General features: G+C 48.2%; 22 protein-coding genes. 11 read left to right on the plus strand and 11 right to left on the minus strand.

Going from position 1 to position 21,780, the window contains the following annotated elements:
• Positions 1–6 precede the first annotated feature (6 nt).
• The 6 genes from PHW04_00570 to PHW04_00595 form a co-directional block, all read right to left on the minus strand.
• Positions 7–1,182: a cysteine desulfurase family protein gene (locus PHW04_00570; GenBank protein MDD2714365.1), complete on the minus strand. Its 1,176-nt coding sequence runs from the start codon at positions 1,180–1,182 to the stop codon at positions 7–9.
• Positions 1,182–2,156: a tRNA 4-thiouridine(8) synthase ThiI gene (locus PHW04_00575; protein ID MDD2714366.1), complete on the minus strand. Its 975-nt coding sequence runs from the start codon at positions 2,154–2,156 to the stop codon at positions 1,182–1,184. The genes PHW04_00570 and PHW04_00575 overlap by 1 nt, the downstream gene beginning before the upstream one ends.
• 145 nt (positions 2,157–2,301) lie before the next feature.
• Positions 2,302–4,893, minus strand: a complete 2,592-nt coding sequence (locus PHW04_00580) for a tetratricopeptide repeat protein (protein MDD2714367.1) — start codon at positions 4,891–4,893, stop codon at positions 2,302–2,304.
• Positions 4,893–5,333, minus strand: coding sequence for an NUDIX domain-containing protein (locus PHW04_00585; GenBank protein ID MDD2714368.1), 441 nt, complete (start codon positions 5,331–5,333; stop codon positions 4,893–4,895). The genes PHW04_00580 and PHW04_00585 overlap by 1 nt, the downstream gene beginning before the upstream one ends.
• A 12-nt stretch (positions 5,334–5,345) precedes the next feature.
• Entirely contained in the window at positions 5,346–5,609 is a 264-nt protein-coding gene (locus PHW04_00590; protein ID MDD2714369.1) for a type II toxin-antitoxin system RelE/ParE family toxin, read from the minus strand.
• A complete protein-coding gene (locus PHW04_00595) occupies positions 5,602–5,838 on the minus strand; it encodes a hypothetical protein (GenBank protein MDD2714370.1) in 237 nt (78 codons plus the stop codon). Before PHW04_00595 ends, PHW04_00590 begins: the two co-directional genes overlap by 8 nt.
• A gap of 1,477 nt (positions 5,839–7,315) precedes the next feature.
• Between PHW04_00595 and rpmH the strand changes: the two genes are divergently transcribed.
• The 11 genes from rpmH to PHW04_00650 all read left to right on the plus strand — a co-directional run bounded on the left by rpmH (position 7,316) and on the right by PHW04_00650 (position 16,599).
• Complete coding sequence (gene rpmH, locus PHW04_00600; GenBank protein MDD2714371.1) at positions 7,316–7,450, plus strand: 50S ribosomal protein L34; 135 nt, start codon at positions 7,316–7,318, stop codon at positions 7,448–7,450.
• Between the two features lie 278 nt (positions 7,451–7,728).
• A complete protein-coding gene (gene yidD / locus PHW04_00605; GenBank protein MDD2714372.1) occupies positions 7,729–7,956 on the plus strand; it encodes a membrane protein insertion efficiency factor YidD in 228 nt (75 codons plus the stop codon).
• A complete protein-coding gene (gene yidC / locus PHW04_00610; protein MDD2714373.1) occupies positions 7,953–9,389 on the plus strand; it encodes a membrane protein insertase YidC in 1,437 nt (478 codons plus the stop codon). Before yidD ends, yidC begins: the two co-directional genes overlap by 4 nt.
• The gene (locus PHW04_00615; GenBank protein ID MDD2714374.1) at positions 9,386–10,081 is read left to right on the plus strand and encodes a protein jag; all 696 of its coding nucleotides are present in this window, start codon (positions 9,386–9,388) and stop codon (positions 10,079–10,081) included. The genes yidC and PHW04_00615 overlap by 4 nt, the downstream gene beginning before the upstream one ends.
• A 4-nt stretch (positions 10,082–10,085) precedes the next feature.
• Positions 10,086–11,435, plus strand: coding sequence for a tRNA uridine-5-carboxymethylaminomethyl(34) synthesis GTPase MnmE (gene mnmE, locus PHW04_00620; protein ID MDD2714375.1), 1,350 nt, complete (start codon positions 10,086–10,088; stop codon positions 11,433–11,435).
• Between the two features lie 6 nt (positions 11,436–11,441).
• Positions 11,442–12,248: a tetratricopeptide repeat protein gene (locus tag PHW04_00625; protein MDD2714376.1), complete on the plus strand. Its 807-nt coding sequence runs from the start codon at positions 11,442–11,444 to the stop codon at positions 12,246–12,248.
• Positions 12,226–13,131: a phosphatase PAP2 family protein gene (locus PHW04_00630; GenBank protein MDD2714377.1), complete on the plus strand. Its 906-nt coding sequence runs from the start codon at positions 12,226–12,228 to the stop codon at positions 13,129–13,131. The genes PHW04_00625 and PHW04_00630 overlap by 23 nt, the downstream gene beginning before the upstream one ends.
• The gene (locus PHW04_00635) at positions 13,128–13,925 is read left to right on the plus strand and encodes a hypothetical protein (GenBank protein MDD2714378.1); all 798 of its coding nucleotides are present in this window, start codon (positions 13,128–13,130) and stop codon (positions 13,923–13,925) included. The genes PHW04_00630 and PHW04_00635 overlap by 4 nt, the downstream gene beginning before the upstream one ends.
• Positions 13,897–14,823, plus strand: a complete 927-nt coding sequence (locus PHW04_00640; GenBank protein MDD2714379.1) for a phosphatase PAP2 family protein — start codon at positions 13,897–13,899, stop codon at positions 14,821–14,823. The genes PHW04_00635 and PHW04_00640 overlap by 29 nt, the downstream gene beginning before the upstream one ends.
• Positions 14,824–14,827: 4 nt before the next feature.
• Positions 14,828–15,613 (plus strand): tetratricopeptide repeat protein, encoded by a 786-nt coding sequence (locus PHW04_00645; protein ID MDD2714380.1) that lies wholly within the window; start codon positions 14,828–14,830, stop codon positions 15,611–15,613.
• 8 nt (positions 15,614–15,621) lie between these two features.
• Positions 15,622–16,599 (plus strand): phosphatase PAP2 family protein, encoded by a 978-nt coding sequence (locus PHW04_00650; protein MDD2714381.1) that lies wholly within the window; start codon positions 15,622–15,624, stop codon positions 16,597–16,599.
• Here PHW04_00650 and PHW04_00655 read toward each other — a convergent pair.
• The 5 genes from PHW04_00655 to PHW04_00675 all read right to left on the minus strand — a co-directional run bounded on the left by PHW04_00655 (position 16,596) and on the right by PHW04_00675 (position 21,719).
• The gene (locus PHW04_00655) at positions 16,596–16,985 is read right to left on the minus strand and encodes a prepilin-type N-terminal cleavage/methylation domain-containing protein (GenBank protein MDD2714382.1); all 390 of its coding nucleotides are present in this window, start codon (positions 16,983–16,985) and stop codon (positions 16,596–16,598) included. The two genes, PHW04_00650 and PHW04_00655, sit on opposite strands and share 4 nt — an antisense overlap.
• 159 nt (positions 16,986–17,144) lie before the next feature.
• Entirely contained in the window at positions 17,145–18,344 is a 1,200-nt protein-coding gene (gene gspF, locus PHW04_00660) for a type II secretion system inner membrane protein GspF (GenBank protein ID MDD2714383.1), read from the minus strand.
• 85 nt (positions 18,345–18,429) lie between these two features.
• A complete protein-coding gene (locus PHW04_00665; protein MDD2714384.1) occupies positions 18,430–19,491 on the minus strand; it encodes a type IV pilus twitching motility protein PilT in 1,062 nt (353 codons plus the stop codon).
• 11 nt (positions 19,492–19,502) lie between these two features.
• Positions 19,503–21,254 (minus strand): type IV-A pilus assembly ATPase PilB, encoded by a 1,752-nt coding sequence (gene pilB / locus PHW04_00670; GenBank protein ID MDD2714385.1) that lies wholly within the window; start codon positions 21,252–21,254, stop codon positions 19,503–19,505.
• Between the two features lie 111 nt (positions 21,255–21,365).
• A complete protein-coding gene (locus tag PHW04_00675; protein MDD2714386.1) occupies positions 21,366–21,719 on the minus strand; it encodes an anti-sigma factor antagonist in 354 nt (117 codons plus the stop codon).
• Positions 21,720–21,780: the final 61 nt, after the last annotated feature.

Below are 21,780 nucleotides of genomic sequence, written 5' to 3' on the forward strand. Positions count from 1 at the left end.
GAATATTCATCTGTTCATGTCCTCTCGGCCAGATAAAGCCGACATTCTGCGGAGGCGCCCGACAATTCCAGGCAATACGGAAAGAAAGCAGTCAATTTCCTCCGCTTCAGTCCATCTGCCCAGACTGATTCTCAGCGATCCCTGGGCGTAATCTGGAGCCAGACCGATTGCAGTCAGTATCGGGGAAGGCTTGCTGCTGCCGGATGCGCAGGCCGAACCTGTGGAAACTGCTATCCCGAGCAGATCCAGTTCTGCGAGCAATGATTCTCCCTCCACATGCCGGATGGAAACATTCAATGTGCCGGACAGGCAGTTTTTTTCGGGACTGTTGATGATTATTTCCGGGATCTCAGCAATTCCTGAAACAAGCCGGCTTTTCAGGCTGGAAATCCGCTGATTATCGGATTCGCGTTCCAGCTCCATGATGCGGCTCGCTTCAGCTAAACCGGCCAGGTTATGGATGGATTCGGTTCCCGGACGCAGGCCAAGTTCATGCTTGCCTCCGAATAGAACCGGGGAGAGCTGGACGCCCTTCCTGACAAACAGGAAACCGCAGCCTTTGGGGCCGTATATCTTATGAGCGGAAGCAGACAGCAGATCGATCCCGGTTTGTCGCACATTGATCGGGACTTTACCGAAGGACTGAACTGCATCTGTGTGAAGCAGGGCACCATTTTTCCTGCAGAGTTCCGCAATCCGGGTCAGATCCTGAATGGTCCCGATTTCATTGTTGGCGTGAATCACTGACACCAGGACAGTAGCCGGAGTGATCAGGCTTTCCAGCTGGGGAAAATCTATAAATCCATGCTTGTCGACAGCCAGCCTGTCTACATGAAATCCTTCCTGTTCCAAGGCTTTGGCAGTTTTCTCCACAGCCGGGTGTTCGATGCCGCTCACAATCAGGTGCCTGCGGCCACTTGCGGTGCATCCCCGCATCACACCAAGCAGCGCCAGGTTGTCCGACTCTGAACCGCTTCCTGTGAATACGATTTCAGCAGGGTTGGAGTTGAGCGCGCCGGCGATGGTTTCCCTGCAGGATTCAGTAAAGATCCTGGCTTCCTGGCCGGGAGTATGGATACTGGAAGGGTTGGCCGGATAAAGTTCAACCGAAGCCTGCATTGCCTTCCAGACTCTTGGGTCAATTGGAGTGGTGGCATTATAATCAAGATAAATCCGTTTCATTATAACCTTTCAAACTGCCCGTCGTTGATGGCAGACTCAATTATAATCACCTGTTCAATAATTTTCAAAGCCACGTTTTTTTCGTCCCGGTATTTGGAATAGCGCAGAGTAAGGGCTGCAGCTTTCTGAAGAGCACTTTCCCTGGCTCTGATTCCGCCGATCACTACCGTGAGAGGGGATGGTCTGTCGAAGACTCTGATCACGGCATCGTCGGGCTCAACGAGTCCTGCCAGAAATTCATTATCTGACTGATTTCTCCCGATCACCACGAGGTACCCCTCTACCATGAAATGGCGTCCGCATTTCAGCAGTTCCAGCTTTTTTCTGCTCAGGAGCGGATCGTGGAGGATTTTTTTCAAACGCAGGCAGAAATTAGGCTCAGTAAGAAGACATCCTCCAGCTGGAGTTTCAAACTCAGTCAGGCCATACCTGGAGGCCAGTTCGAGCTGGGCTTTCCGGGAACGGCCATTGATTTCATAGAGTTTCTCCCGGTCCATCCAGCCGTTGAGTTCAGGAATCGTCGGTTCCAGGAGCTTTGCTGACAGCGGTCGCAGCAGCAGCCCCTGGGTATCGGAATACTTTTCCAGAACATGCAGTGCTTCTCTGGTCTGAGATTTAGGACGTTCACCCAGCACTTCTCCTGAAATCAGAAAGTCTGCTCCAGTTTCCGCAAGCATTGCTTTGGCCGTTTTCACCATCAGAATGTGACAGTCCAGGCAGGGATTCAGATTCCTGCCATAGCCAAATTTAGGATTGCGCAGAATTTTCAGGTGCGGTTCATAGATGTCTTTGACAAATAGAGGCAGATTGATTGCGGCAGCCCCGGTCTCAGCGCTCCGGGACCCGAAAAAAGGGGTCGTGAATTTGATCCCTATCACTTCCGCGCCGGCATCTCTTGCCACCAGAACCGCCAGGGTGCTGTCGAGACCGCCGGAAAACAGGGCGAGGGCTTTTTTCTTGATCGGATCAGACATTAGAAACTCTGTGAAATGCTTGAGGTTGATAAGAGGAAAAGTTTATAGGTTTATAAGTTGGGAATAATATCATTCCTTTATAGTAACTTAAAAACTTACAATCTTACAAACTTACTAACTTCAATGGGAGCGATATGGATAATGGTTAAACGTTGCCAATCGATTTCACCCGCTCCAGCGATTCACGGGCAAAGTTGGTGATGGCTGAACCTTCCTGAGAGAGTTCCAGGGCTCTGCTCCACTCGGTTTTAGCCTTCAGAATCAGTCCGACTTCTTCATAGGCGCTGCCCAGATTAAAATGGACATATGGATCGGTGTCGTTGATTTTCAGAAGCTTCTGCCAGATATTGATGGCGTTTTCATACATTTTCTTTTCGAAATAGATCAGGCCGAGATTGTACAATGACACTTCATCTTCGGGATTGACGGTTACTGCTTCCTGAAATTTCTCCAGGGCGTTGTCCAGGTCCCGGTTATCGAAATAGCACAATCCCAGATTGGTGTGAACATAGACATCCTGCGGGTTGAGCAGTGCCACCTGTTTGAACAGATTGATGGCCTGGTCCAGGGCACCCAGTTTCCGGTAGCAGGTGGCCAGAGAATATGCCACGAATTCATCTTCGGGATTTATCTTAAAGCCTTTTTCCAGCAGCTCACGGGCTTTGTTGAAATCCCCCCGGGATTTGTAAATATAGCCGAGGCGGTACAGGGCATTCACCAGGGACTGATTGAGTTCAAGCGTCCGTTCCAGTTCGATGATCGCACGCTCGGTCTCCTCCTTGCGGTAATAGACTTCCCCAAGCTCGTAATGCGCTTCCGGATTTGACTCGTCCAGGTCGATCAGCATCTCCAGCATGCTTTGCGATTGTTCCAGCTGGGCATTAAGGCGGAAAGTCACGCCAAGTTCCAGCAGGAGATCCCGGCGGGCCGGATTGATGTTCAGGGCACAGTTGAGTACATGGATGGCTTCCTCGTAATTCCCGGAATTTTTATAGTGCTTGCCGAGTTCCAGAAAAGCAGTGAGATGATTTGGCTTCAGCTGGATCGCACGGTTCCACATCATGACTGCTGCATTGGAATTTCCCTGGTCCCTGTAAGCTTCACCGAGAGCCACAATGGATTCTATGAACTGGCTGTTGATGGCCAGGGCTTTCTCCCATTCCTCGATCGCTTTCTGGATAAAGCCGTCTTCCTTGTAGGCGCCCCCAAGGTGATAATGAGCATTGGAATCCTGTGGATTCAATAGCACTGCTTTCTTCCATTTGACTACTTTTTTATCATAATGGCCGACCAGCTGGAAGAGAGTATCCAGGTAATACTGGGCGTAACGGTCTTCAGGATTCAGATCCAGGACTTTTTCGTATTCCGCGATCGCTTCCTGGGTCAGGCCGCAGTTGCGGAGCGCAGTGGCCAGTTCATAATGCAGTTCAGGCGATTCCGGAGAAACGGCCAGCTTCTTCTTGAGTTCATCGATCTCCCGCTTCAGCTCTTCCTTTTTCTGCTTGAGCTGCTGCTCGTTCTCGTCCAGCTCCACTCCCTTATTGATCAGTTTTACCCTGATTTCATCAGCTTTTTTCCATAATTCGATCGCTTTTTCGTATTCCCCCCTGCCGTCGAAGATGTCCCCAAGTGAGTTATAAGCCTTGTAGTAATTGGCATCCAGGGCTGTGACGCGCTTGAATTCATAGATCGCCTCGTTCACCATCCCTTTGGCTTTATAAGTCAGTCCGAGGTAATAGTGGGCATCAATATTGGTGGGGTCGAGCTCGATTTCCAGCAGGAATTCCTTGACCGACAAATCCAGCAGATTTTTCTTTCTCCAGAGTTCGCCCAGGCAGAGGTGCAGATTCTTATACGCCGGCTGTTTTTTGAGTACAAAATGCAGTTCTATCTCAGCCTTGTCGAGCAGGTCCTTGTGCAGATACGCCTGTCCGAGATAGAAGCGGGCGTCCACATTTTCCGTGATGATGTTGGCGGCCTTGGAAAGTTCGGCTAAAGCTTCGTCCAGGCGCTTGAGACGCAAGAAAATCTTGCCGAGAGACAAGTGACCGTAAAAATAGTTGCGGTCCAGCATCACAGCCAGGTGGCTTTTCTTTTCTGCTTCCCTGATCAGGCCTTTTTTCTGATAGGCCTCTGCGAGCATATTGTGTGAATAAGGATCATCACGATTGATGGAGACGGCTTTTTTGAGCTGCCTGATCGCAGCGTCCAGCTTCCCGTGCTTCAGAAGCAGCCTTCCCAGGGAATAGTGGGCAAAGGCATTGTATGAATTGATCTTGATAGCCTTTTCATAATTGATTTTAGACAGATCGAAGATGCTTTTCCGCTCATAGATCAGACCCAGATTGATATAGGCAGGTGCATAGAGAGGGTTGATCTTGAGAGCCTGGTTGAAATACAGGATGCCTTCGTCGTAATTGCCCATCTCGCGGTGCAGGGAACCGATGTTGTTGAATGCATAAAGATAGCGCGGATTGTATTCGATGGCCCGCTTCAGGCATTCCAGGGCTTTCTCATTGTCGCCCTTGAATTTGTAGCAGAGGCCCAGAAAATTATGGCAGAAGGCGTCCGTCGGATTCCATTTCAGCGACAGGATGAAATACTTAATGGCTTCTTCGTTGCTGCCTTTCAGCTGATAGGCCCGGCCGATGTTATAATATGCTTGAAAATCCGAAGGATTACGGGAGATCTTCTCCTTCTCTTCTTTGATGATCTGGTCAAACTCCCGCTTATGCATCAATCCTCCCAGATATTACCGAAAATGTGCCGTGGCTCGAAGCTTCCGCCCCGCGCCAGTTTCATTAATGTATCGGTAACTTTGGGATAAACTGTAATGGTCGGGAGTTCGGCGATTTTCATGAATCCGAGACCTACCAGATTACCTTCTGTTCCAAGTTTTAATTTGCCTGAGAGAATTTTACCTGTGAAGAAAAGATGCAGGATGTGGCGGTGATGCCCACCGATTGTCTCGCAGGAGAATGCAAAACGATCCACTTCGATTTCCACTCCGCATTCTTCCATGATCTCCCGGCGCAGCGCCTGCTCCACTGTTTCGCCGTATTCGATTCCTCCACCTGGTACAAGCCAGTATTCGGAATCATCCTTCCTGTGCTTGATCATCAGGATGGAATCATCCTTGATCATGATCAGCGCGACTCTGACGCGGACTGTGTTCAAGATGCCCTCATATCATCGTTTATAAGCATTTTCCCTGCTCTTGATTGCTTTGATCCTGACAATTTTACTCTTATGATCGATTTCATAAACAATCCTGATTTCACCAACTCTCAGGCGATAGTTACCTTCAAACTGACCGTGTAGTTTTTTCACTTGCGGGTTCTTGATCGGTTCGCTGCTTAAGGAATCAATGGCTTTATTCAATCTGGATTTAAGATCATCAGCCTGTTTCTGATAATATTTCACTGCTTCCCTGGACAGGAGAATTTCATACATCTTCCCTGACCTCAGACCATTTCTTGAACGCGCCTTTGTTGAAATCCGCTTCTCCCCTGGCAATGCTTTCCACAAAATCGTCATCCTCGATGATCTCCTTTGTGGCTTCGATTTCCTCTTTGGCTTTGAGATAAGCGATGAAATCTGTAGCTTCTTTTCTGGCTTTTCTGGAAAGTTTTTCAAAGTCAGCAAAAATTTTCATCTCGTTAAGTGTAAGTGTTTTTCCCATTGCAGCCTCCTGAATATTCAAAGTTTAGTCTATCTTTAAACCTGTATCACGGATTCATCCCTCCGCTCGTCCAGTCATTATTATACCCGATTTCCCGCCGCCGGTTTCCTAAACCCATCGAATTCGACGGGTTTAAAATCGGAATAGACGGTAATTTCTTTGTCTAGGACATTGATTTTCGCCATTATTCACCTCGCACGTAAGAGATACTTCCGATTTTCATGTAATTTCAGTCTTTCTCGCTCAACTCCGCCGATTTTGTCCCTCGAATGTTAATGTTGAGATACGGTCTCGGCTTTCACGGGATCCCTGATTTAGGAAAGAAATAACACCAGGTGATGAAGCCGATTACCCCGTTAATGGCAGGTGGGAAAAGATAAAATATATATGCGAACATTGAACTAACAGGCATGGATGACGATTGCGAAACGGTAAATAACAAGAATAAAACCAAACACACGAGGGTTGGTATAATCTGACTGAAAAAAATGAGCAACAGAAGGGAAAGTGTTTTCGATGAAGTAATTGAATTGTTAAAAATGAAGCTGATTGTACTGTAAAAACATGTTGCAGTAAAAACGCCTATTATTAACAAGACTGTAAATGAAGATCTTTGATAAAAACTTTCAAGAATAGGAAGTGAAACAAAAGCAGACCACACTTTAATAAGATCTGGAACGGTAAGATAAGTCAGATTTTGCTTGATCTCGCTGATGGGATCCTGCTTCATAAAAAAAACGACTGCGAGAAAAGGCAGAATCCTTAAAAAGAATTCTTCCCATTGATTAAAAATCAAAACAGGCATTTTGATTGGAAGAACATGCCAGATAACAAATCTGATTAAGAAAAAGATCAGCAAACCATATAAAATTGACAATGGCTGATAGAATTTATCTTGAGCTTTACTTCCCTGCATTCTTCTTCACCTCATGTCCCGGCAGATCGTAAGCCCTGACTTCAATCTGGCAATGCTCATTGTCATTCTTCAACTGAGCTTTGTAACAAATTCGATGTCGGATTTCTTCTCTATTGTCGAATGCCTGATTTCCAGGAAATTCTGCTTAAAATCAAGCAACAGCCAATGAAAGCTTATCGTTTTATGTGATTTTTGTCAAAAAGAAGGGCCGATAGATTTTCCTTGCAGACGGGGACAAGTCGTAATTTGGGCGAGAAATTCGGGCACGACATGTCCCCATCTTTTGCATTGCTTTTGAAACCCTTTCAGCTGCTCTAAAATATGGCGGTCCCCTTCGCTGCGCATCGGGGATTAAGAAGCTGTAAATCTTCGCTACGCTCGGATTAACAGCTTCTAAAGAACAACATGTCCCGTTTGACCCTATGAGGTTACTGGTGAATTAGCCAATATTTGACAGGCATAGGCGGCCGGTATATTATTGACCTCTACCGGCGGGATTCAGCCAGGTTTTGATAGATTTGGATTAAACTTTCGCAGACTGCAATAGGAAAGAGGTGCAAGATGAAGAGAACTTATCAGCCCAATGTCCGCAAAAAGCATAAGGATCATGGGTTTCTGGTCAGGATGTCCACTCCCGGCGGACGCAATGTGATCAAGCGCAGAAGAGCCAAGGGCAGAAAAAAGCTCAGCGTCTGATGTGGTTTTCACTCAGCAGACATAGAGATTTCGAACAGACGTTCAAAGAGGGCATCGTCAGAAAATCCAGCCATCTCAAGTTTTACTATTTGCCGAACGAATCCGGGCTCAAGCTCGGGATTCCAGTAAAAAAAAACTCGGCTGCGCGGTTCTTCGGAACTGTTTTCGCAGAAAAATCCGCGAACTTGCCCGTGTTTTTGCTGCGAGAGGATTTCTGATCGTAATTCCCAGGGATAAAGAGAGCATAACCGCCTCATACCGGCAGCTAAAAAGTGATTTTGAAGTCCATCGGCAGATTTTTAAATAAGATTGCTTTCGCACTGATTTCTTTCTATCAGGCTGTTTCTGCCTTTTTTCCGGATACCTGCCGTTATTACCCTTCCTGCTCGGAATATGCCAGGCAGGCTATCCAGAAATACGGTTTTTTCAGAGGAATTTATCTTGGTACCCGGCGGATTCTCCGTTGCCACCCATTCAATCCAGGAGGCTACGATCCTATAAGATGAACAGTCTGATTGTGACCTTTTTCACTTTTCTCTTTTTGTTGCTGCCTGGGATGCTGAGCGCAGAACAGACCTTTGATTACCTTGTGAAAGACATCAACCTGGATGGCCGTGTCGATTATCTCGAGATCAAGAACGAAAACATCGAAATTGAACTGGATACGAAAACAGGCGGCCTTACAAAATACAAACTGACAGACAAAAAATTCAAAGCCGAACTGATCCCTGCCAAGAAAACCGACGGCATCGGTTTCGGTCTTCTCAGGTCAGGCGGGAAACTGGTCGAATTCAGTTTCGACACAGTGGAAATCAAAAATCGGGAACTGCGTGTCGCATTGAAATCAGAAAAAAACAAGCGTTTTTTTACTTTCTACAGGGGGAAATATTTTTTCCGTGAAGAGCTGACACCTGCGGATGGAATGGACAGCTGTGAGATTTCCTTCGGACCTTACATTGACGATCCCAGTAATGCCATGGTTTCCTGGATGGCAGATAAAAATGTCCAGGTGAATTTCCAGAAAGCCCTGAAATCAGTGATCCCGGCGCAGACGAAATTCCTGGCATTTCTAGCTTCATATTACAATTTCACAGTTCTTCCTGAAGCCGGTGAAATAAGATCGATAACTGCTGTTCCGGCTACTGCGGAAAGCGCTGTAATGACGGAAGGGGTGAAGCTTTCGCTTGCCTTTTCCCTTCAAAGGAACTTGATTTTCACGGCCTTTCTGGGGCCAAACGACCCTGAAATGCTCAAGGAGGTAAAGGCCGAGGAACTGATTAATTTCGGCTTTTTCAGCTCCATCGCCCAGTCCCTGCTCTCAGTGATGAAATTCTTCCACAATTTCTGCGGGAACTGGGGGCTCGCCATCATTTTACTGACAGTGCTGATCAAGATCCTGCTGCATCCCCTTACTTACAAGCAGACGATCTCCATGGAGGAAATGAAGAAGGTCCAGCCGATCGTCAACAATATCCGGGAGCGTTTCAAGAGCGATCCCCAGAAACTGAACGTGGAAATCATGAAAGTTTACAAGGAACACAATATAAATCCTCTTGGGGGCTGCCTGCCTGTATTGATACAGCTTCCGATTCTTTTTGCTCTGTTCACGGCACTCAGGCTTTCCATTGACCTGAAGGGCGAAGCTTTCCTCTGGATTCCGGATCTGGCCTTGCCTGACCCTACGCTGGCCCTGCCGCTTCTGGTGGCACTGACTACGTTTTACCAGCAGAAAATGATGCCCAGCAGCCCGGATCCTACGCAGCAGACAATGATGTTTTTCATGCCCTTCCTGATGTTCATCTTCGCCAAGGCGCTGGCAGCTGGTGTTGTGCTTTACTGGTTTGTGTCCACTCTACTGGGGACGATCGAGCAGAAAGTAATTGCATTGCAGGTGGCTTCCCGAAACAGGAAAAATCCGACAAAAGGAGTAAAAAAATGATCAGACTGACCGGGAAAAATCTGGAAGAAGCAGTTACCAGAGGTCTGGCGGAACTCGGCATCACAAGAGAGCAGGCCGAGATAAGAGTGATCGAGGAAGGCAGCAAGGGCCTGTTCGGGATCGGTTCCCGCGAAGCAGTGATCGAGATCGGAAAAAAAGCTTCAGTCAGCCCTGAATCAGTGGCCCAGGAGCTTTTCGGTTCTGACGAAAGCTATGAGAAGGCCTGCGATTTTCTGCGGGAAATGCTTGAGCGGATGGAAATAAAGGATGCCAAGTTTTCCAGGATGAAATCTGAGACCAGCGTCACGATTCAGATCGATACACTGGAAGCCGGCATCATCATCGGAAAACGCGGACAGACTCTGAATGCCATTCAGTACCTTTTGAACATATTCCTTAACCGGGGGCAGGAAGACAAAACCTTCTACAACCTGGACATTGCAGATTACAGGAGTTCCAGGGAGCGGAGCCTGCAGGACCTGTCTAAAAAACTGGCCCAGAAAGTCAACGAACGGGGAAAGAATATTGAACTCGAGCCGATGACCTCCAGGGAGCGGCGGATCATCCACATGGCTTTGAAAAATCACCCTCAGGTTACCACGTTCAGCAAGGGCGAGGAACCTTACCGCAAGGTTGTGATTTCCTTGAAGAACAAGAGGCATCAGCGGCGTTACAGCAATCGCGAAGAGTAGTTGAGTGTTACAGTCCACTAGTGATACGATTGTCGCACTTGCCACGCCGCCCGTACCGTCACCGATCAGCCTGATCCGTCTTTCAGGCAGTCAATCAATCCAGATCGCTGAGCAGATTTTTTACAAAAAAAACGGAAAACCCGGGAAGACTTTTTCCCATTTCCGTATTTATTACGGATTTATCAAGGACGGAGAGGAATCAGTCGATGAAGTCCTGCTGCACGTGATGCGCGCTCCTCATACTTATACAGGGGAGGATATGCTGGAAATTACGAGTCACGGCAGCCTGATGATCCAGAAACGGATTCTCGGGCTGCTTACCAGGCACGGTGCGAGGCTGGCCGGACCGGGGGAATTCACCCGCCGCGCCTTCATCAACGGCAAGCTTGACCTGGTACGGGCTGAAGCGGTAAACGACCTGATCAGCGCAGGGAATGAATATGCCTATAAAATCGCACTTGCTCAACTGGAAGGAACTTTGAGCGCGAAAATCAGGAGGTTAAGGGACAGCCTGATAGGATTGGAGTCGGAACTCGAAGCCATGCTTGATTTTCCTGATGATGTGGAAAATGTGAGCGAGGGAGCCATTTCCGAGCGCATCGCTGAGATTACCGGGATGTTCGAGGAATTGTTGTCAGGTTCGCGTTTTTCCAGGGTCTACTGGGAGGGATTGCGGACAGTGATCATCGGACCGACGAATGCGGGAAAATCAACGCTTTTCAATTTTCTCTGCCGGGAAGAGAGGGCGATCGTAACAGAAATTCCGGGAACCACCAGGGATTTTCTGGAAGCTGATACTGATCTGGACGGCATCCCCCTCAAATTGGTCGATACCGCCGGCTTGAGAGAATCGTCCGAGGTCATTGAAAAAATTGGAATGCAGCGGGCTCTTTCCGCATTGGCGGGAGCAGAACTGGTGCTGCTGGTAGAAGAAGCAGGCAAATTCGGGGAATTTCAGCTCCCGGAAGAAGCCTTAGGAAAGCCATTGATCCGGATCGCCAATAAAATCGATCTGGCACAGCCTTTGTCCGGAAATGATCTCTGCTTTCAGTTGTCATTGCTCACAGGTACCGGGCTCGCCGGTTTCGAATCTGCCCTTGCAGAAGCGATCCGATCCAGATTCCAGCTCTGTCATGAAGGCAGTTTTATGGTCAACCAGCGACAAAGACAGGAACTGGTCCTGGGTGCAGAGGCAGTAGACAGATCTGCAGAACTGATCAGCACAGGGCATCACCTGGACCTTGTCTGCGGGGAATTAAGAAAAGCGGTGTTCAATTTGAGAAGCGTGCTTGGCGAAATCACGAGCGAGGAAATACTGGACAATATTTTTTCCAGATTCTGCATCGGGAAGTGAAATAAAATGGGCTCAATACTCTGGGAATTTTTCCTGGACTTCATGACCAGGGGGCTCTGGTACCTGGCCGGGATCATTCTGCTGCTGGGTGTTTTTTTTATATTCGTGAAGAAAGTCGCAAAACCAATGCTGGCTTCCGGGACTCCTGCTGTGCGGAGAAAAGGCATGCTGGAATTCACGGTTGTTTCCCTGGTTTTTCTCTGGCTTTTCATCCAGTGCCTGTATCCTCTGATCTCATATTTCTTTTTTTATTATGGGTTGGAGTGCCTGAACGATGGGCAGATAGTGAATGCCTATCAGGAATTCCGCGAAGCCGGCAGTTATTTTCCTGGAAACAAGGCTTTCCAGGAAAAGCTGGGAATCGTAGCCTTCATTTCCGGGAAACACGTTGAGGCCTGCGAAATTCTTGCAGCATCGGATACTCATAATCCGGAAGCGAATGTTTATTACGGCGCAGCCCTCCTGGAGTGCGGAAAGATCGACCAGGCAATCCAGATCCTCAACAGTACCCTGAGAAGCGTCTACAACCCGACCATGGCTTTTGTATACCTGGGGAGAAGTTACAGCCGCAAGAACGACTTGCCCAAAGCTCTGATGTCGTTCCAGAGCGCACTCCAGACAGCCGACAAGTATCAGAATCTCGTCAAATGGGAACTTGTGCAGTATTATGAAAAGACAGGTGACTTGAAATACGCTCTTTCACTTTGCAGGGAAATCCTGGATAAACCTGACTTTGACCGCTGGACTTTCCGGGAAGCATTAGCATTTTACAGAAATAACGGGGGTACGATTGAAATTAAGGCTGGAAATTGAAGACTGCATAGCACTTTGTTATGCCGCAGTCGTTGGGGCACTCTATGCTGCAGCTTATTTTCAGGATGATCCGGTAGTCCGGAGAGACGGTCCCATTTTTTATTATTTCCTGTTCCCTTTTTTACTGGTTGTGCTGAAAGAGGTATTCTGTTACCTGTTTTCCGAAGACATGAAGATCAGCCGTTTTTATATCATCTTCAGAGACTGGTTTCCGTTTCTCCTGATTCTTTCCATGTATTACAGCATGTATGATGGATTGAATCATTTCATTGTGCGGACGGACCAGGATGCCCTGCTGGCCAGCTGGGATCTGCATCTGTTCGGGTGCCAGCCTTCCGCGAAGCTTCAGGATCTGGTGAATGTTCCCTATCTGACGGACTGGCTTTCCTTCTGCTATTTCAGCTTCATTTTCATTCCGCCTCTGACTGCGGGTTATTTTTACTTGAAAGGGATGCGACTGGCATTCAGAATGTCGATGCTGGGTCTCGTAATCATAGAATTCATAGGCTGTTTCGGGTATCTTGCTCTCCCTGCAGTCGGCCCTTTGTATGCCTACAAGGAATGGTACACTCAGCCACTGTATGGATCTGTACTTACCGATTCGGTAGCGTACCTTCACAATTTAGCTCGTCTGCCCCGTGACTGCTTCCCGTCTCTTCATACAGGAATCACCGCACTTTTCTACTTTTTCCTCTGGCGTTATGCGAGAGTCTTCTTTTTCCTTTCTACTCCAATTATTTGCAGCCTGTGGTTTTCCTGCATGTTTCTCCGCTTTCATTACCTGGTGGATGTGCTGGCCGGCTTTCTGCTTGCTGTTTTGATATTTCTGTTCGAAATCAGTTATCTTGAAGGATATCTGAGGAGAAGGGATTCAAGTTTATGATCGACATCTGGTGGCAAATGATTCTCTCCTTTCTCAACAACAACACAGGAATTCTTCTGCTGCTGGTTCTGGGGATGATGTTTTTTTTCATCTTCGTGAAGAAAGTGAAGCAGTACTTTTTTTCCAGGGGGAAGACTGGTGCCGGAGTGACAGTGATCTTCATCTCCTGCCTGTTCTTTTTTCAGTTCCTGGTTTTCTGTCTGAAGCCGATTGTGGCCTATGTTTATTTTTATTATGGCTTCATCTGCCTCTATGAGAAGAAGCATGATATTGCTTATCAGGAATTTCTGACTGCCCATCAGCTTTCTCCTGACAACCGGGGAATATTGGACAGGCTGGCTTTCGCGGCATATTCCTCCCGGCCTCCTGAAGAAGCAGTCAAGATATTTGAAGAACTTGAGAAAGTCGGCATCAGTTCTGATATGATGATTTACTATGGTCATCTGCTGCTGTCTACAGGAAATCCGGAAAAAGCAAAAAAAATGCTGGAATTTGCTTCCAAACACGCCTTGCATCCGACGTTTGCGTATTTCTACCTGGGGGTTTACAGGCAGCAGCGCAAGGAGTATCCGGAAGCCCTGGCCCTGATGCAGAAAACTCTAGCTCAGGCCGGGGAAGACAAAAATTTCGTGCGCTGGTACATGCTGCGGATTTATGGCGAAATGCAGGATGAACCTGCGATGCTTGCCCTGCTCCGGGAAATGGTGAAGGATCCTGATCCGAACGACAAATACGCGCAGGATGCGCAGAAACTACTTGACGTATATGAAAAAGGAAAAAAAATACAGCCTTAACCTGCATCTGGAAGATTACATTGCCATCGGCTTTGTGCTGGTTGTGGGATTGATGTATCTGATCGTCTATCTCAAGCGCTGGCAGGTTACTCACGGAATGGCTGTGACATTTTATTATTTTCTTTTTCCTTTCATACTTGTCCTTTTCAAGGAAGCCTTTTCCTATTTTCTTTCAGACAATCCTTCTTCAAAGTTTTTTCTGAAGGTCCTGCGGGACTGGTTTCCGTTTCTCCTGATCCTTTCCATGTATTACAGCTTCTATGACGGGTTGAATCATTTCATCGTTTCCACAGACAAGGATCAGCTCCTGGCTGATTGGGACAAATTCCTGTTCGGAGGACACATTTCGGTCTGGCTTGAGCGATACATGGGCATCCCCTATCTGGTGGACTGGCTCTCTTTCTGTTACCTGGCTTTTGTTTTCCTGATGCCGCTGATAGCCGGAGTCTTTTATTTCAGGCGCGACTATCTGGCGTTCCGCACAGTGATGATCGGGGTTGTACTCATGGAGTGCATCGGCTGCCTCGGTTATACGATCATGCCTGCCGTGGGACCCAGATTTGCTTTCCGGGACTGGTACAGCATTTCAATCACCGGCGGCAAGATGACATACTGGGCACTTGATTTCATCAATTTCACGCGTCTTCCGCGTGACTGTTTTCCCTCTCTGCATGTCGGACTGACTGCGCTTTTTTATTTTTCCTCTTTCAGGCATTGCAGGTGGCTGTTCTGGTGTGTCACGCCGGTAATCCTCAGCCTCTGGTTTGCCTGTATTTTCCTGAGATATCATTATCTGGTGGATGTTGTTGCCGGACTCTTACTGGCAGTAGCAATTCATTTTTTTTCGGTAAAGGTTCTGGAGCCGTATTACAGGAAGCATGATTTGATTTCCGGGTGATTGAATGGGTGTGAAGATCTGGGACCTGGTGCTGTCCTTCTACAAGGACGGAATGAAGGAAGTCTTTCTCCTGCTTTTTTCGCTGGCCGGATATCTGATCATTTACAGGAATCTGATGGTTCAAGTAAGGAACAGCGGGAAAAAAATCCTTTATCTGGTGCTGGCTGTCTTTACAGTGTTCTGCCTTCTGATTGTAATCAGACAGTCAAAGCGAATTACAGGTTTCGTTTATTTTTATTATGGCCTCAAGAGCCAGTCTGAAGAGCAGATAGATCTGGCATTCAAAGAATATTGTGATGCATACACCCTTTTTCCGGACAATCCCAGGTTTCTGGAGAAGGCCGCATATTTTTCATACTATTTCGCCCTTTTTCAGCAGGCCGTGAAATTGTATGATGAGCTCCAGGCACTCGGGAAAATGACCGACAGCGACCGCTATCTGCTGATCGAATGTCTGCTGCAATGCGGGGAACTGCAGAGGGCTGGAAAACTTCTGGAGAGTATGCCGGAGGGTCAGGAAAACCCGGAAGTCAATTTCTATCTGGGATGGTATTTCTGTAAACTCGGAAAAATGGAAAAATCGCTTGAATATTATCGGAAGTCCGCTGCCCTGGATCAAAGAAAATCCCGCTGCTACTGGGAAATGTTCCAGATTGAACTTCAAACCGGAACTAAAGAAGCTCTCTCGGAACTTTCTAAGATTCTTGAACTTCCGGATAAAACTGATAAGTATTACAAAAAAGCCAGAAGTTATCTAAAAAGCAATTTTCCGGAAAACGGAGATCAATAAGAGGCTGAATGGGAATTATGCAGATGGAGCAAAAAAAACTACGGTTCGGCAGCTTCCTGGAAATAGAAGATTATATTGCAGTCCTTTTTGTCGCGATTGTCGGAGCTCTGTATCTTTACACCTATCTGCACCACCAAAGAGTTTCAGGCGAAAAATTCAATATCTTTTATTATTTCCTGCTCCCGCTGGCACTGGTGATCCTGAAGGAAACCCTGCTCTACTTTTGGAGCCAGTCAGCATCAGCCTGGGGTTTTGTGAGGATTTTCAGGGACTGGTTTCCCTTCATGCTGATCCTGGGGCTCTATTACAGTTTTTACGACGGAGTGAATCAGTTCATAAATCTGGCAGCAAAGGACAGGGTTCTAGCTGATCTTGACGCCTTCCTCTTCGGCGGACAGATTTCGATCTACACGGAAAAATTTCTGGATTTTCCCGGCCTGGCAGACTGGCTTTCCTTCGCTTATTTCTCCTTCATCTTCATCCCGGCTCTGATCGGAGGTTTTTTCTATTTCAAGCGGGATTACCTGAGTTTCAAGTCCGCGATGCTGAGCCTGGTGATCCTGGAATTCTTCGGCTGCCTCGGATATCTGCTGGTGCCTGCCATTGGCCCGCTTTATGCTTTCCCGGAATGGTACACCATGCCAGTCTATTCGTTCGGATCTGATTTTAACCGCTGGATGGAAAACATGCACCATCTGGTCAAATTACCCAGGGACTGCTTTCCATCCCTGCATACAGCCATCAGTGCACTTTTCCTTTTTTCCTGCTGGCCAAAGTACAGATGGCTTTTTTTTCTGATGTTTCCCCTGGTTTTCAGCTTGTGGGTGTCGACCGTGATGCTGAGATATCACTACCTGGTTGATGTGTTGGCAGGATTGCTGCTTGCAGCCGCAATTTACTGGCTGCAGAGAAAACTGATAATTCCCTACTATAAAAAAAGGCTGGAGAGATCTCCAGCCTTTAACGAAACTTTTTTCAAACTCTAGGTCCCCGGTGGATTGGGATTGGCACCGCCGGATCCTTCGTCAGTAGGGTCGTCGACAGTGTGGTGGATGGAGCAGGCGATGTAATAACCTGTCACATCTGAACCGCTGATGGTGTAGCTGCCTTCCATCTGAGTTGTCGGGCATTTTGGTATTTTGTTGCCCTGGACATAGCCGGTAAGTGTAGTGATTGCGGGCTTTGTCGTAGAAGCATTCTCCATCATATACATTTCCAGGGCCGACTCCATTGTTCTCATGTTGGCGACGCAGGCTTTGCATTTCGCCTTGACACGAGCCTTGGTGAAGTTAGGGATAGCGATGGCGGCCAAAATACCAATGATTGCGATAACGATCATAAGTTCGATCAGTGTGAAGCCGCGGGTCTTCATTTCTTTCTTCATGGTGTTCACCTCCCTTCGATCAAAATATAAGGACCGTCAAGGTCCTTATGAACATTGTTTATCCTCTAATTTAATTATAACATCCAATACCGGTAAAGTCAATTTTATAACTATTTATTATTCTGCCACAATCTTTTCTGACCGGAATCAGGATGCCTTGTTGATGATTTCGATCATCGGGAGGAAGATTGCCATGACTATGCCGCCGACCACGATGCCCATGAACACTATGATGATAGGTTCAATGATCGAGGTCAGTCCCTTGACTGCAGTATCCACTTCCTGTTCATAGAAGTCAGCGATCTTGATCAGCATGTTGTCGAGTTCACCGGTTTCTTCCCCGACCGCGATCATCTGCACGACCATCGGCGGGAAGACCTGGCTGGCCTTGAGGGGTTCGGCGATGCTTTCTCCTTCGCGGATACTGACCCTGGTCTTGTGGATGGCGTCGGCGATCACCACGTTTCCGGAAGTGGCAGCCACGACTTCAAGTGCCTGCAGGATCGGAACGCCTGAAGCAACAAGAGTACCCAGTGTGCGGGTGAATTTCGCGATGGCCACTTTTTTGAGCAGCAGCCCGATCACAGGCATTCTGAGCACATTCACATCCCAGAGCCTGCGACCCTGTTTGGTGGTGAAAAACTTCTTCAAACCATAAATTCCTGCTGCGATGCCCAGGATGATGAAGACAAAGTAAGCGCTCAGAAAATCTGAAAGCTGCAGAAGCACTCTGGTGGGAAGAGGCAGGTTGGCGTCGCCCATTCCCTGGAAGATATTCTTGAAGTTTGGGAGCACGAAGGTCAGCAGGAAGAAAACGACCAGTACTGCGATGGTGGCGACCACGATCGGATATGTGAGAGCACCCTTGACCTTGGACTTCAGCTGTTCTGAAGCTTCAAGGTAATTGGCGAGACGGGTCAGAATTTCGTCAAGGATACCGCCCGCTTCTCCGGCGCGTACCAGGTCGACGAAAAGATCGTTGAATACTTCAGGAAATTTTTCCAGGGCTTTGGAAAAAGTGGCGCCGCCTTCCACGTCCTGTCTGATTCTGTTCAGGACCTGCCTGAAACGCGGGTTTTCGCTCTGCTCCTGAAGAATTCCGAGGCAGCGGACCAGCGGAACGCCGGCACCGATCATGGTGGCGAATTGCCTGGAAAAAACCGCGACTTCATAAGTTTTGACTTTTTTGGCAAAAAGTACTATTTCCTTGGTTTTTTCCTTGACCTGGGTAACGAAGAAGCCTTTTTCACGTAGTCGCGCGATGATTACGTCTTTGGAGTCGCCCTCCATTTCTCCGCTGATGATTTTACCATCTTTCGCGCGGGCCTTGTAAGCGAATTTGCCCATTGTTGACCCTCACTTATCGATTTGTTAGGAGCCTCTTGCGAAACATTTCTTCGCTGCATCTCGGGTAGACATTTGTCAGAGGCTCTTAGTTCTGCTTAAGCATTCTCTTCAACTCGTCCGGATAAATAGTGCGCGACAGCGCCGCTTCCAGAGTGATGGCGCCTTTCTGGTAAAGTTCGACCAGTGTCTGCTCGAAAGTGCGCATGCCAAGATTCTGGCTGGTCTGGATTACTGTGTAAAGCTGGTGCACCTTGGCTTCGCGGATCAGGTTCTGGACAGCAGATGTGGAAACGAGGATTTCCACCGCCGGGATACGTCCTTTGCCGCTCGCCAGCGGCAGGAGCTGCTGCGCAACGACTGCCTGAAGCACGAAGGAGACCTGGGTCCGGACCTGCTGCTGCTGATGGGAAGGGAAGATGTCCACGATACGGTTGATGGTCTGCGGAGCATCGGTGGTGTGCAGGGTGGCCAGCACAAGGTGGCCTGTTTCGGCGAGCACCAGAGCCGACTCCACTGTTTCCAGGTCGCGCATTTCACCGATCAGAATCACATCCGGGTCCTGACGGAGGACATGGCGCAGGGCTTCTCCAAATGAATAGGTATCGACTCCCAGCTCGCGCTGGTTGATGACGGACTTTTTATGATAATGCAGATATTCGATCGGGTCTTCGATGGTTACTATGTGGCAGCGCTTTTCATTGTTGATGATGTCGATGACAGAGGCGAGAGTGGTTGATTTACCTGAACCGGTGGGGCCGGTCACCAGGATCAGACCTTTTGGAAGTCTGGCGAAATCCTCGACCTTACCAGGCAGATTGAGCTCGGAGATGGATGGGATTTTGGACGGGATTACGCGGAAGGCGGCTCCAATGCAGCCTCTCTGCTTATAGACATTGACTCGGAAGCGGCCAAAGCCGTGCACAGAATAGGAAATATCGAGTTCCAGATTTTCCTCGAAGGTTTTCTGCTGTTCGGAAGTCAGCATGCTGTAAATCAGGCTTCTGGTATCCATGGGAGTGAGAACATCGAGATCTGTAGTGATCAGATCACCGTCTACCCTGATTACCGGTGGTGAACCCACTGTCAGGTGTAAGTCGGATGCATCGTTGTCGATAACCAGATTCAGAAGATCATTGAGAACAAACATTTGTACCCCCGTTATTCTTCGATTGATGCTTCGCCGGCAGTAGTGCGGATGACTTCGTCGACAGTGGTGACACCGAGCAGCACCTTGCGCAATGCTGATTCTCTCAGAGAGAGCATTCCTTCCTCGCGTGCCACGTTTTTCAGCAGTGACGTTGATTCCCGGTCCAGAATCATTTTTTTGATTTTCTCTGTAACGATCAGCACTTCATAAATTCCGACTCTGCCTTTATATCCTTCGTTGTTGCACTTTTCGCAACCTTTTCCCTTATAAAACACCAGGTTGTTGTAATTCAGATGCGGCACTTCGAGCTTGACCAGCATTTCAGGTGTGATACCCATGGTTTTCAAAAGATCTGCCTTGGGTTTGTATTCGACCTTGCAATCCTTGCAGATTATGCGCACCAGACGCTGAGCCTGGATCAGGAGCAGTGAAGTGGCGACGAGGAAGGGCTCGATGCCCATATTCAGAAGCCTGCCGATGGTGGAAGGCGCATCGTTGGTATGAAGCGTGGAAAGCACAAGATGGCCTGTGAGGGAAGCCTTGACGGCGATCTCAGCGGTTTCGTAGTCTCTGATTTCGCCGACCATGATGATGTTCGGGTCGCAGCGCAGGAAGGACCTGAGAGCAGCGGCGAAGGAAAGTCCGATGTCCGCTTTGCAGTGCACCTGGTTGATACCATGGAGCTGATATTCCACCGGGTCTTCGGCGGTCATGATATTGACTTCCGGGCGATTCAGGCGGTTCAGGGCAGAATAAAGGGTAGTGGATTTTCCCGAACCCGTAGGACCGGTGACCAGAATGATGCCATTCGGGTTTTCGATGGAGCGCAGGAATTTTTTAAGGGTCGAGGGCTCGAAACCGAGGTCTTCCATGTTAAGCTTCAAAGCGCTCTGGTCGAGGATTCTCATCACAATTTTTTCGCCGTGCAGGATCGGGCAGGTGGCCACGCGGATATCGATCGGGCGGTTGTTGACTTTGATCTTGATACGGCCGTCCTGCGGCAGGCGCTTTTCGGCGATGTCCAGCTGGGCCATGATCTTGATACGGGAAAGGATGGCTGACTGGGCGCGTTTCGGCGGAGTCATCTTGTTGTGCAGAACTCCGTCGTATCTAAAGCGTACCCGCAGGTCCTTCTCATAAGGCTCGACGTGGATGTCGCTGGCGCCCATTTCCACAGCCTGCGAGATCACAAGGTTGACAAGGCGGATGATCGGAGCGTCGTTTTCACCGAATTCGTCGCCCAGGTCTTCCAGGTTCGGGTCTTCAGACACTTCTTTTCCGATATCCTGGAGATCTTCCATCAGGCCGTCCATCTGCGATTCTGCGCCAAAGGCGTTGGTGAGGGCGGCATTGATATCCTTGGATGTGGCTACTACAGGGCGGACCACCAGTCCGGTCATGAGCTGGATATCGTCGATGGCCAGGATGTTGAGAGGATCTGCCATTGCGACTGTGAGCTTATTACCCACTTTATTGATGGGAATCAGCTGATATCTTCTGGCCACGTGTTCCGGAACTGTTCTGGCGATCGTGGGGTCGATCAGGTAAGTGCTGAGGTTGAGGTAGGGAAGCTTGAGCTGCTTGGCAAGTGCCTGGACAATGTCTTCTTCCTTGACCACGCTCATCTCAACCAGGACCTGCCCAAGTCTTTTGCCGGTCTTCTTCTGGATCGTGAGCGCCTGATTCAGCTTTTCGTCATCAATCAAGCCCTCTGCCTTGAGGGCGTCTCCGAGCATCAATCTTGTTTTTGTCGGTTGAGCCATAAATTTATCTCTTCCTGTCTGGTATTAGCTGGATTAATTATACTCAGAACAGGGCTAAAAAATCAAAATAACAAGGAATTTTAGAATTTATCGGCAATCGGGTGGAAAAAATTACTGTTCAAGTTCCGCAGTAGCTTTATCCAGTGAAGATGAAATCTCGAAGATCTGGTTCATCTTGGTGATTTCGAATAAACGTGTGCACATGCGATTCAGACTGCAGATCATGACTTTCAGAGAGGCTTCATTGCATCTGCGGTAGAAATGGGTGATCACACCCAGACCCGTGCTGTTAATGTATTCCAGCTCGCGAAAACTGAGAATGATGTTTGTTTTTTTTAAACTGGCTTGCGAAAAGACTTTTTCCAGTTCAAGCTGGAAAAGATCTTCATTGCCAGGATTGACTTCTCCGGAAAGGTGGACGATCAGGATACCTTTCGTTTCTTCAGTTGTGAGGTTGAAATTCATGGTTCGTCTGTTCTCCCTTATTTCTTGCCTATCCGGAACCATCTGGTCAGTTCGGACTGTT

The organism is Candidatus Wallbacteria bacterium, from assembly GCA_028687545.1.
In the GTDB taxonomy this organism is placed as follows: Bacteria; Muiribacteriota; JAQTZZ01; order JAQTZZ01; family JAQTZZ01; genus JAQTZZ01.